Raw genomic sequence first — 12236 nt, forward strand, 5'->3', positions numbered from 1 at the left:
ATCGCGTGGGCCATGCCTCAGGCTCCGATGGCCTACCTGATATCGTTGCCCTAGCCCCGAGACAGGCCCGCCCATGCGAGGGCCTCACCTGATCGATGCGGATCAACGCGTCGGTGAAAGCTCTACAGAATGTATGGATACCGGCAGACGGCTACCCTGCTCGAACGGCGATGGTGGTGTGATCTCCACCTGCATCGCATAGGGGGGCGCCACACTATCTCGGTGTACATGTATCGCCTGGCTGGTGATTTCCTTTGTGTCAGAGGCTGCGCCCGCCAGATCCAAGGAGTAACGCTGCCCATCGACCCATAGGTCAATCCGCGCTGTTTGTGGCCGCGGTGTGTAGTGGACGGTGCACGTGTAGTCGGATGCGTTGGCGTCGACCTTCCACGTCAGCTTGTAAAGCGTGGCGGGATCTTCATAGCCTTCACCGTTGTAGTTGAGATAGTGCGCGGCCTGCACGGATGGCAGGTGAACGCTGCCGTCGCTCGCGGCGGCAATAGCTTTGGGGCGAACATGTAGCGTGCCTTTGAAAGGCAGTACAACGACCGGCATGAACGAATCCACGTTCGCGTCGCTGGAATCCGCGGCAGGCCAATGGGTGAAGCGATCCAGTGGGATGGTCACACCGTCAGCATCGTGCCGTGCGTCGATCATGGTGCCGGGCGAGCCCAGTGGATAGGCGCGACCCAGTTCAGTGTCGATCAGGCCCGGGAGGTGAAGCTGGTGATCTGCCGGGGTTTTCGCCACGAACAGGTAAATCGCATGCGGCCCCACCGTTGCATAGCCGAAGTCCAGTGCTTCAAACGGCTGCTTGCGCGTGCCGTAGATAGCGTCGCCGTTGCGCTTCAGCCATGTGCCGATGCCATGCAATACCTGCGCTTCATAGGGCACGACGGAGCCATCGCCTTCGGGGCCGATGTTGAGAATGTAGTTGCCGCCCTGGCTGACGACGCGAACCAGTCGCGTGATGTTCTCGCGAATCTTGGCGGGTAGATCGGCTCTTGCTTGCCAGGAGCGATAGCCCCAGGTTTCTGGAAACATAGAGGCCGGCGCCTGCCAGGGCAGCTCCATCGCCACGTCGGGCTCGCTGTTGTCGCCCATAACGGCAAAGTTGCCGCGACTGTTCCAGACACGACCGGAGATCATGGTTTGCGGCTGTAGTGCATGCACGGTCTGCGCGAAGTGCGTGCTCTGCGCCGGCGTCGGCTTGCCCATGTCAAACCAGATTTCCGAGATGGGGCCGTAGTGGCTCATCAACTCCTGCAGCTGCGCAACATTGAATGCCTCTTGCGCCGGCGTGATCGGGTTGCTGTTGCCTTCGATATACGTATTGCCACCGGGATGATGCCAGTCGATCGTCGAGTAATAGACGCCGAACTTAAGGCCTGCCCGCGCGCATGCATCCGCAAGCTTCTTGACGATGTCCTGGTGATAGGGCGTGCCATCCACCGCGTTGTACGGCGTTTGCGCCGTCTGGAACAGATTGAATCCATCGTGGTGCTTGGCCGTGACCACGACGAACTTCATGCCCGCGGCCTTGGCGAGGGCGGCGATGGCATCGGCGTCGAAATTCACGGGATCGAAGCTCTGGGCCAGCGCTTCGTATTGGTCAGGCGGAATCGGCGCATTGGCGAGAATCTGCTCGCTGTAGCCGTTATCCACGCGATGGCCGTCCCACATGCCGCCCGCCAGCGAATACAGGCCAAAGTGAATGAACATGCCGAACTTGCGGTCCTGCCACGCATCGATCGTGGTGGCGCTGGGGCCGGGACCTGAAGGTGGTTGTGGTTCGTCCAGCGGGCGTTGTGCTGGTGCCGTGCGATCGGCCATCGGAGGGGACGCGGGTGCAGCCCCCATGCCTTGCGACAACACCAGCATGCCGGCCAACAGGCACCGCATGATTCCCTTCTTGTTAGAGCTGTTCACCATTTGCTTTGCACCCGTTGCCCCATCCCATGAACGTGTTCAGTGCCACGCGCACCCTGGTCGACGCCCTGCGAAGGGCATGCATTTAGATCGATCTATACATGGTGCCAAAAAAAGGGCCATGTCGTGATGGCCCCGATGTCCGGACGCTTTGTGATCCGTGCCCCGGCTGGACTCTAACCCGTTTTTGCAGCACGACGCTTGTTGCATTGCAGAAGGGTGGGGGTTACTGACAAACCATTCGCGCTTCGCTCGATGCTTGCCTTGCACATGAAAGGGAGCGGAGCGCCCGCTGCGCTCCGCTCCCTCGCCACGATTACTTCTTGCCGTAGGACGCCTGCTCGATGAGCTTGGCGACAACCTCCGGCTTGGAGACATAGATGGCATGGCTGCCGGCCACTTCGACCACCGTGGAGCCCGCGCGCTTGGCCATCATGTGCTGCGCTTGGGGTGGGATCATGTGGTCATCCTTGGTAACCAGATACCAGCTCGGCTTCGACTTCCAGGCAGGCACTGTCACCTGCCCACCCAAGGCCTGAACGCCCCACGGCACCTGCGAGTCCGCCATGAAATTGGCTTCAGCAGCGGGCACGTCGCCGGCAAAGGCAGCCGCGAACTTCGCGCGATCCAGGAACAAAAAGCCATCCTGCGGCGGCAGGATCGGCGGCTGCGACGCGCCCGGGGGCGGGTTGGCGATCAGGCTCTGCACCGACTCGCCGGTGTCCGGTGCAAACGCGGCGATGTAGACCAGGCGCTGGACCTTGGGATCGGTGCCGGCTTCGGAAATAACCACGCCGCCGTAAGAGTGGCCGACGAGCACTACGGGGCCATTCTGCTGCGCAATGGCGCGCTTGGTGAAGGCGACGTCATCGGCCAGTGTGGTCGTGGGGTTCTGGACGATGGTGACGTTGTAACCGTCCTTCTTGAGGATGTTGTACACCTTCTGCCAGCCGGAGCCATCTACGAAGCCGCCGTGCACGAGCACGATGTTCTTGATGGATTCCTGTGACTTGGGCGCCATGTCGGTGGCGGCATGGGCAGCAGATGCGAGGGTCATGGCGGCCAGGGCGGCGAGACCGAAAGCTTTGATCTTCATCAGAATCTCCAAAGGTTATTTGACGGAACGAAGCAGGGACATACATCGCGGGGGAAGACAGGTCGTGCTGTCGACCTTGGAGCGCAGCTTGCGCGTCGGGGTTTGCGCAAACCATCGGATGAATGACCGAGGCCGTGGCGAGAATGGTGGCGCTATGCTCCCTGCCCATGAACATGTCCCGATCTGACGCAGAGGTGTCCGCTGTTGCCTTGCTCGACGTGATCCGCTCGATCGCGTTTGTGGGCGACCTCGCCATGGGGCAGCCGACCGATCACTCCCCGCGGGCCGCCTGGATTGCCGGGCAACTGGCCAAGGCCGCCGGCGCCGATGAGGTGGCCTGCACCGAGGCCGCTACCGTCGCATTGCTGCGCTGGTCCGGCTGTACCGCCAATGCGCCTGAGTTCGCGCGACTGGTCGGTGACGACATAAGTGCGCGCAAGGCGCTGCTTGCTCTCCAGTCGCCCGGCAGCGGCTTTCGCGCGGGCACCAAGGGCAATGGCTCGGCATTCCACTCGTTGTCGCGCATCCATTGCGAAGTCTCCGGAGACATCGCCAAAGAACTGGGTTTGAGCGAGACGGCGCAGTTCGCGCTGCGCCATTTGTTTGAAAGCCACAACGGCGCTGGCGCCCCGGACGGCCTGCAAGGCGAACAGATCCCCGCTTCTGTTTACATGGCGTCGCTTGCCGGTGACCTCGACATCTTCCACCGCCTCTATGGTTTTGAGCAGGCGTGCCAACTGATTGGCCAACGCGCCGATGTGTTGTATCCCGTCGGCCTTGCGTCGCTGCTGATAGAAAACGCTTCGCGCTGGCTGGCCGAACTCGACAACGACCCGACCTTATGCGGTCGGTGTTCGCTCGGCGAGGTGTTCGCCGGTCGTACGACATCGCTAGAAATACTGGCCGACATCATCGACCTGAAATTACCCTGGATGACCGGGCATTCGCGGCGCGTGGCGCAGTTGGCGAAGAACACGGCCATCGCGCTAGAACTGGATGAAGCCCGCCAGCAGAAGGTGTATCGGGCGGCCCTTATCCATGGCATCGGTCGCGCCGCCGTACCGAACATGGTCTGGGATACGCCAGGCAAACTGATGGAACCGGAGTGGGAGCGCGTACGCCTTGTTCCCTACTGGACCGGACGAGCGGCGCGACAACTCGGCAGCCTGGCCGGCGAGGCGGACATTGCGTCCTACGCCTACGAAAGGCCGGATGGCTCCGGTTACTACCGGGAAGCCAGAACCGGAAACATTCCCCTCGAAGGACGCATCCTCTCCGCTGCATCGGCATTGGCTGCCTTGCGTGCGGCGCGCCCCTGGCGAGAAGCCATGGACGAAAGCGCCGCGCAGGCTTTGATGACCGCCGAGGCCGTCGCTGGACGCCACGACGCCGACGTTGTCCGCGCATTGCTGAAGGAGCCACGGACAAACAGGAACAAGCCAGCTGTCGCCGCATTGACCAGCTTGCTTACGCAGCGCGAGCGCGACGTGCTGCGCTGGATCAGCCTAGGCGCCAGCAACAAGGAGGCTGCCAAAAAACTGGGAATCAGCCCAAGCACCGTACGCACTCACGTCGAGAGTGCGTTTCGCAAACTCGAGTGCACCACCCGCGCCGCAGCCACCCTGAAAGCAACGCAACTAGGTTTGCTGTAGACCGCCGACGCGTTCTTCCGGGCACTGGAAGACTCCGGCACGAAGTGGTGCATCGGTACACTGGCGAGGCTTGCTTTCGACCCGTGGCGGACATTCCCCTAGAGAGGGCTGCTGCCAAAAGAAACCCGTTGCCTTGCCATCCCCCGAGAGTCGCCACATGAACTATCCCCCGTCCACCCAACGACTGGAGTTTCGCTGCTGGACTTCAGACGACCTGAGTTTGGCGTTGCCGTTATGGGGCGATCCGCAAGTAACTGCATTGATCGGCGGCCCGTTTACCGAGGAAGCGATAGCGCGACGCCTATCTACCGAGATGTCTTGCATGCAGGAACATCACGTGCAGTACTGGCCGATCTTCCTCTTGGAAAGCGGAGAGCACGCGGGATGCGCTGGATTGCGTCCCTATGACGTGGATCAGCAGGTCTACGAGTTGGGAGTACACCTGCGCCATAAGTTCTGGGGCCAGGGCCTGGCCATAGAGGCGGGCAGGGCGGTGATTAACTATGGCTTTGATTCACTGAACGCTTCGGCGCTTTTTGCAGGACATCACCCTCGGAACGAGATGTCGCGAAAGTTTCTTCTGAAGCTTGGTTTCACCTACACGCACGATGAGCTCTATCCTCCGACCGGGTTGAATCATCCGTCGTACCGGCTATCGCCGCGCTAGCGCTCCTTCTGACCGAGGCGATGCTTGCTGCCTTGCGCTTCGATGGAAGCAAGGACATGACCTGCCGCGCGATTAGGTCAAGTTATCAAGGGTGGCGTGGCCGTCCGCTCCCAAGGCAGGCAGCTTGCTTCATGGTGTGGATTGAGTGCTTTGCGCTCCGGTTGCAGCCTTGGACGTCCATTCGTCCAGCCACTTGAAGACCTCGTCGTACCATTGAATGCTGTCCACCGCCCTGGCTTCGTAGTGGCCTTCGTCCGGAAACACGAGCAACCGGGAAGGAATGCTTCGCTCCTGCAGCGCCGTAAACGCTGCCACTGCCTGTCCGGTCGGGCTTCTGAAGTCCTTTTCGCCCGTGATCACAAGTTGAGGCGTTCGCCATTGGGCAACGGCATTGACAGGATTCCATCGCTCGTATTCGACGGGATCGACATAGTACGGTCTGTTTCCGAAATCCCAGTGATCCTGGGCGAGTTCGTCCGTCTCGTACGTCATGCCACGCTCGTCGAAGATGCCGTCATGCTGGACGATGCAATTGAATCGGCCAGGCCAATGGCCTTCGATCCAGTTCATCATGTATCCGCCGTAAGAAGCACCGACCGCGCAGGCGTTGTCCCCGTCGAGAAATGTGAAGCGCTCGATCGCCGTCGCGAGACCAAGCTGGAGGTCTTCAAGCGGCTTGCCACCCCAGTTGCGATTGACCGAGTCGGTGAACGCTTGGCCGTATCCCGTGCTTCCATGGAAGTCGACCGACACCACGCCGTACCCATGTTCCGCGTAGAGCGCCGGATTCAGTGGCCATCGCGGGTACCAGATGTCGCCGAGGGAGGATTGCGGGCCACCGTGCACAATGAGGACGACAGGGGCTTTCTTGCCTGGTGCCAGTCCGGGTGGGCGCAGCACGATGCCACTGACCTCGTCGCCCCCGGCACCGGCGAACTTGAAACGCAGTACCTGCGGCCACTCGACGCCGGCCAGCTTGGCAGCGTTGGCGTTTGTGAGCCTCGTGAGTTTGCCTCTGGCGCTGCGGCGCCACAGATTCGGAGGCTCCACCAGTCCATCTTTCTTGAGGATTAGCGACCCGTCGGGCTCGACCGCGATAAGCGCCAAGTGCCCAGCGGTCGTCAGTCGCCGAACGACCTCATCGGCAACGTCAATGCTGAAGACAGGATGGTCCAGCGTGTCGTTGGCCGTAGCGTAGAGCGTGGTTGAGTCCGGGGACCACAGAATCGCATCCGGCGATCGATCCCATGCTTGTGTGAGTGGGTGAGCCTTCCCGGTGGCGAGATCGCGAAGCCAAACCACGCGCCTGTCATCGGCATATCCCGGCCGCGAGGTGGCGAGCCAGGCCAGCCACCGCCCATCGGGCGATACCGCGGGCCATTGGTCCGCAGCCGCATTGGCTGCTGTCAGATCGATGGGTTCGTTCGCGCAGTCCGCTGACGCGGCGTAGATGTCGGTATTGGTGGAAAGCGGCTCGATGGGACCCGCGGCTCGCAACGAAAAGTAGATGGTCTTTCCATCCGCGCCCCAGGCTGTCTCCTCCTTTCCTCCGCTGGGTTGTGACGGTACGTCTCCGACGAGCGTCGGCGCGACCGCGCACCCGGGTCCAGTTGCCTGTCCGTCATGCAGAGGCAGCAGGAATAATTGGGATCGATTGCCATCCTCCCATTGATTCCAATGTCTTATGGGGAGCTGATCGAAGACCCGGGCGCCGCCGTTGGCTTGGACGATCCCAGTCTTGTCATCCAGGAATCGCGTATGCGGTCGTCTACGCGCCCAGACAAGCACTGCATCGCCACGCGGAGAGATCCTAAATCCTGCGAGACCTTCGGATGCCAGCACCGCAGTCGGCTTGGTGTCATCCATCGACATACGGAAGATCGTCGGCATCGCCGACGGCCGTTCCGACAGGAAGTACAACATACCGTCAGCCGAGAACGCAGGGGCGGACGGTGCAGAGTCGTCGAGAAACGCCATCTTCTCCGGTTCGCTGCCGCTGTTGGCGAGATCGAGTCGCCACAGCACGTGTTGCGTCCCTTTTATATGCGGATCATCCGTGGCCTGCTCCCATACCAGCCATTTGCCGTCGATCGAGGCGGTGGCGTCGCCGATCTGACTTAGATAGGCCAGATCGGATTGCGTGAAATGACGAGCGTAGGCCGGGGAAAAGGCCGTGATCATGAGCCAGAAAGCGAGGGCGCAGTTCTTCATCTCTTCCTCATTGAGGTGATCTTACCGACCAATGGATGACGATGTGATGCGTGCCCAACCCAAAAGGTTTCACCGAGGGGGCGCCAGGGTACCTCTAGTCCGACGGGGATCATGGGGGCGAAGCCGTCAAAAATTATGCGCTTGCCATGGAAGGGCAAGGGCAGGGCGATTAGCCCGTGTTATCGAGGGTAGAGACACTCGAGTATCTGCGTACACCTGGTCTCAGGGATGGCTGCCTACCTCTGGAATTCGCGCCAGGGAAGATCACAGAAATCGACGCTCGGGCTTCAAGTAAACCAAGCGCTAGGTTATTTAGCGATCGCTAGAATTTAATCGGCATAGCTCGCTTGAGCCTCAGTGCGAAATGCAGAGGCTACGCCATGTGCAGTAGGATAGAATTTCAACCCAGGGTAAAAATCCGACATCAACCCAGATATGGAGCGACAATGAGCAAGGATTGTGTCGATCGCGTTTTGAATGCGCTCCTTAGTAGCAACCCGCTGCTTGGTGACGGCATGAAGGAGGACACCCCAATCTATCGTGTTCTGCCTCTCAAGTATCTCGTTCCGGATATTCTAGATAGTCGGCTTACGCTGTCGCGCGTGATCGGCTGGGAGGATACCCATGAGGCCGCTTATTTTAATCGCACGGTGCCTTTTGGCCCTAAGGGTGAAGACACTGGCCTTTTTGGGTTGGCACAAGACTGGTTCGGACAGTGTTGGTCGACGACCGAGGAATCTGATGCCCTTTGGCGGATTTACAACCCAGACGGGTGGTCAGTTCGCATCCAGAGCACGCCACGAGCGCTGATCGAGGGCATCCTTCGACCACTGGACCGTGAGAAGCCAGTGCTGCTTAACTTCGCTAACATCCTTCTTTACCTTGGCCAGGTTAGCTATCCCGATCCAAGCAGTTACCAATCCACGATGGGCGCGCCTTTGGAAGACGTCATGACCTCCGACGGATGTGGCGTAGCTCGAAAATTGTTGGTTAAGCGGCAAGCATTTGCCCATGAGGCGGAAGTACGCCTACTGTTTCAAAGTGGGGTAACGCCGTCGGAGGCCGGAAGGTCCATGGTGGCCGATTACTTCGATGCAAACAGCGTCGGTCGCGTTAATCATGGCGGCATAGCCTATCTGCCCATGCGGCTGCGACTACCTTTTGACTGGAGTGCAGTCACTGACGTTATGACCGGGCCACGGGCTGATCACGGAACCCATGTCGTGATTCAAGAGGCCCTGCAAAGCGTAAATCCTGCAATTAGATTGACGAAGTCGGAACTATACGGAAAACCCCACTTTTCCTGAGATACGGCTGCCTACATGGAGACCATGATTTCGAGGAAAACGAGGGTAAAAGAAGAGCCACGCGTGTTGTGACGTCCAGCTGACATCCTTTGCGTGTATTCAAACTTTGACGTTTGCGCTTATCCGTGGACAGCCGTTATTGCCCAGCATAAAGATGAGGCACGTTGTGAAGCAATGCTACCTGAGACTGCTCTACTCGAGATCGATGTCGGCGGCGGAGAATATCGCTCGCGTAGAGAATGTAGCCGTGCAAAACAATGATGAGTAGAGAGACCAACGGAAATGGCTAAAACTGATCAAGGAAAGCTTCGCGAACTGATCCTGTCTGAACTGACGGTTGCTGTCTGCATCGACACGAACATTTACGAGCAACAACAATTTGCGTTTCACCGAGGCTTGCTAGCTGAAGTACCAGCGCTCACACGATCCGGCATTCGGCTTGTGATGCCGGACGTTGTCGCGTTTGAGGTGGTTAATCACCTGAGAGACAAGCTTCCCGAAGGGCTGAATGATTTGCGGAAAGCAGCGCGTTTAGCCTGCAACTATGGGTTGACCACCGAAGCTATCGAACAGCAAATACCGTCCGGTGACGTAGATTACCGACAACTGGCCTCAGACAGGCTGACTAGCTACGTTCATAGAACGAACGCACTAGAAATCCAAGTCGCAAAGTTTGCCAGCCTCTCAACGGTTATCGATAGATACTTCAATCTGGAAGCCCCGTTCGAGTCCAAGAAGAAGGCGGAATTTCCCGATGCGTTCGCTCTGAGCGCACTGGAGTCTTGGGCCGAAGCAGAAGGCAGCTTTGTTGTCGTCGTTTCAGATGATGCCGGCTGGAACAGGTTCGCTGAATCTAGTAAGCGGTTGCTTACGGGCGTGTCGCTCAAGGAGCTGTTGGTAGCCACCCAAGATCCAGACGTTGTGCTGCTGCGGGCAGTAGCTGCGCTTATAAGAGGAGACGGCTATGAATCCATCAAGCAACGCCTTGAAGATAATATTTCGGGTATGGATATACGCGCTGATGCGCACAGCTATCACTATGCTGAAGCAGAAGTGGTTGAGGTCATCGTTAAATCTATTGATGTGAGTGATCTAAAAGCAGAGGATCTTTCCATCATACGAAACGAAGAAGGTCGGCTGATTGTCAGTTGGGAAGTCCAGGTCGATATAAGTGTCGAAGCGAGCGTATCTCTAAGCGTCTACGACTCGGTTGATAAAGACTATGTTGTTCTTGGATCTGAGAGCGTGCTCAGAGATCTGACGCAATGGTTCGACACATTGATGACCTTAGAAGTCTCAGTTGAGAGTGGCGAGCCTTCTCTTAAGTTCGATGACATCGAGCTGACTGCAAGCCATATCGATGTAGATCTTGGTGAGGTCGAACTTGACTACAGCGATGACTCTGACGTCTAGTTTTGTCTTTGCGAATAAGGCTTGACCCGAACGACCTAAGCCTCATTCACCGGCTTGACTGAAGGGCACATCAGCGCCAAATAGTTAATCAATGTGGAAAGAGAATTGGGCTGGATGCGCACACGACCAGGCCTTTGGCACCACGCGCCAGGGCGACATAGAGGTTCTGAGCGTTCATGGCCTCTGGGTTAAGCACTACAGCGATTCAGATGATCGCTACCGACTCATGGCTAAGGCCATGATTGCCTCTGCCCCACGGCTTAAGGAGTATTTGTGAGCACTCTAACCAACACGCAACTCGAAGCTGGACTGCGTGCTGTAGCGGCCGTAGTTGGACCGGCTTGCACTTACAGTATGAATAGGGCATTTGAAATTGTTAGGAGTGAAGTCCATACAGAAGTCCATGCAATCGACGCAGCCAAGGTGCGCGAGGTGATTGCTGAGCTTCGTGCGTATAACCCGAAGGCTGACGAATACGACGGCAAGCAGATTCATAAGTATTGGGCCGACAAGCTCACCGCCGCACTGCAGGAGTAGAAGCCATGACGCCGCTCTGACGCCATGAGCTCAACCAACCTCGACCTACCAATGACGTCTAACATTTCGTTCAAGGCTGACGGCTACGCCGCCGCTTAACTACAGCGTTCAACTTCTGCTTATGGCCGATTCTGGCCGGTGGCCTCGCACTGGTCAGGATGCCAATGGGCTGATCATCGCCGATTGGTTCTACTGATCAACAACACCGGTCTGCGCAGCCGAAATGGAGCTATACACTCGCGCAGCCTGGATTGCGGTGACTGGGGTGCCGCCGAATACTGAGCGTGACTCGTGATTGCCTCCCGGGCTGCTCCGCGATCCATGTTTGATGGCTGTAGTCAAAAAATTTAGGAGTAGGGGCATTGAATCTTATACGTACGAGTCAAAGTCCCCCTCTTTGCATTGCCACGATTGCTATTGGCCACAAAGGAAGCGCCATTGGAGTGACCTTTGCGCCCGGCAAGAAACAAGCGGTGTCCATGACGGGCATCTGGCAGCTTCTCGATACTAAAGCAGCCGCCGACGCCGAAAGTGCCATGCAAATGGTTCGAGCGGTCAGGCCGGGCGCCATCGAAACATCAGGTCATGGCGCCCGGGAGCCACACGGGCCACGGAATGATCGCCTCGCTTGGCGCGGAAGCACGTCACTCTATGTCAGGGCCATTTGCTTCGGGTTTCTGCCGTGGAGGCAGCGGTTTCTCAGCGAAGAACAAGCCTCAAGGCAGCAAGCAGTGGCGCTGCATTGTTGGCAGTCCAACGGTGTTGGTCCAATCTTGCTGGCCATTACACGCGACGCCCCAAGTTTTTAGGCACACATGGCGCAAGTTGTCGGTCGTTGTGGTTCAACTTTCATGGCTGCAATCAAATAGCACGGTGTCAAAAGATGACCGAATAAGCGGACATGACACGATTAACGGACAAACGACAGAATTAAGAGGACTGCGACAGACAGAATTAAGAGGACTGCGACAGCCATGCCAGCCATCAAGAATTTCGCATAATGTATATCTTTGGTCTGCCGCTCAGCCATTTTCCGCCCCCGACGTGATGTCATTATGGGAGCGGTTATCTAGGGCGGCAAACTGTTCATTATCAGACCCGATTTTGAAGGGGGGTCTGCTCGGCATTCCAGCGACCGATTATCTCGGCGTAGTCGCCCCGCGTTATGTCATCTCCGGCGAGCTTGCGGGAGATCTCCAACATCCAGGCGCCGACCATGGCGGCCCCATCCAAGGGGCGAGCCGCACGGGCGTTGTAGTAAGCCCCGAGGGCCATCCGGATAGCGTGATCGGCGGTAAAGCTGGCGTGCTTCCTCATCTTGCGCATGCGATCATTCCTTGGGGCTCAAGCCCCGGTTGCTGTTGCAATCGCGGCACCCGGTCAGGCCTTCGAAACGTGGCCGGGTGTCGCACCTCAATCAGGCG

Annotated in this window: 9 protein-coding genes; 5 read left to right on the top strand and 4 right to left on the bottom strand. The window is 58.3% G+C overall.

All coding sequences use genetic code 11. The features are described 5' to 3' along the window. Positions 1 to 102: 102 nt before the first annotated feature. The gene (locus DYST_RS03300) at positions 103 to 1902 is read right to left on the bottom strand and encodes an alpha-L-fucosidase (protein ID WP_239950022.1); all 1800 of its coding nucleotides are present in this window, start codon (positions 1900 to 1902) and stop codon (positions 103 to 105) included. Between the two features lie 343 nt (positions 1903 to 2245). After that, positions 2246 to 3025 carry an alpha/beta hydrolase gene (locus DYST_RS03305; protein WP_239950024.1) on the bottom strand — a complete coding sequence of 260 codons (780 nt, stop codon included), beginning with the start codon at positions 3023 to 3025 and terminating at the stop codon, positions 2246 to 2248. 173 nt (positions 3026 to 3198) lie between these two features. Between DYST_RS03305 and DYST_RS03310 the strand changes: the two genes are divergently transcribed. Together DYST_RS03310 and DYST_RS03315 are read left to right on the top strand one after the other, a co-directional pair. Next, positions 3199 to 4677, top strand: a complete 1479-nt coding sequence (locus DYST_RS03310) for an HD domain-containing phosphohydrolase (RefSeq protein ID WP_239950026.1) — start codon at positions 3199 to 3201, stop codon at positions 4675 to 4677. Positions 4678 to 4834: 157 nt separating this feature from the next. Continuing rightward, positions 4835 to 5344 (top strand): GNAT family N-acetyltransferase, encoded by a 510-nt coding sequence (locus tag DYST_RS03315; RefSeq protein ID WP_239950028.1) that lies wholly within the window; start codon positions 4835 to 4837, stop codon positions 5342 to 5344. Between the two features lie 129 nt (positions 5345 to 5473). Here the strand turns inward: DYST_RS03315 and DYST_RS03320 are convergent, their stop codons facing one another. Then, positions 5474 to 7555, bottom strand: coding sequence for a S9 family peptidase (locus tag DYST_RS03320; RefSeq protein ID WP_239950030.1), 2082 nt, complete (start codon positions 7553 to 7555; stop codon positions 5474 to 5476). A gap of 446 nt (positions 7556 to 8001) precedes the next feature. Between DYST_RS03320 and DYST_RS03325 the strand changes: the two genes are divergently transcribed. The 3 genes from DYST_RS03325 (at position 8002) to DYST_RS03335 (ending at position 10812) form a co-directional block, all read left to right on the top strand. Then, the gene (locus DYST_RS03325) at positions 8002 to 8862 is read left to right on the top strand and encodes a hypothetical protein (protein ID WP_239950032.1); all 861 of its coding nucleotides are present in this window, start codon (positions 8002 to 8004) and stop codon (positions 8860 to 8862) included. Positions 8863 to 9144: 282 nt separating this feature from the next. Beyond that, entirely contained in the window at positions 9145 to 10275 is a 1131-nt protein-coding gene (locus DYST_RS03330) for a PIN domain-containing protein (RefSeq protein ID WP_239950034.1), read from the top strand. A gap of 273 nt (positions 10276 to 10548) precedes the next feature. Next, positions 10549 to 10812 (top strand): hypothetical protein, encoded by a 264-nt coding sequence (locus DYST_RS03335; RefSeq protein WP_239950036.1) that lies wholly within the window; start codon positions 10549 to 10551, stop codon positions 10810 to 10812. A gap of 1092 nt (positions 10813 to 11904) precedes the next feature. Here DYST_RS03335 and DYST_RS03340 read toward each other — a convergent pair. After that, complete coding sequence (locus tag DYST_RS03340) at positions 11905 to 12138, bottom strand: hypothetical protein (protein ID WP_239950038.1); 234 nt, start codon at positions 12136 to 12138, stop codon at positions 11905 to 11907. Positions 12139 to 12236 lie beyond the last annotated feature (98 nt).

Origin of the sequence: Dyella terrae (assembly GCF_022394535.1) — a bacterium.
Taxonomy (GTDB): domain Bacteria; phylum Pseudomonadota; class Gammaproteobacteria; order Xanthomonadales; family Rhodanobacteraceae; genus Dyella.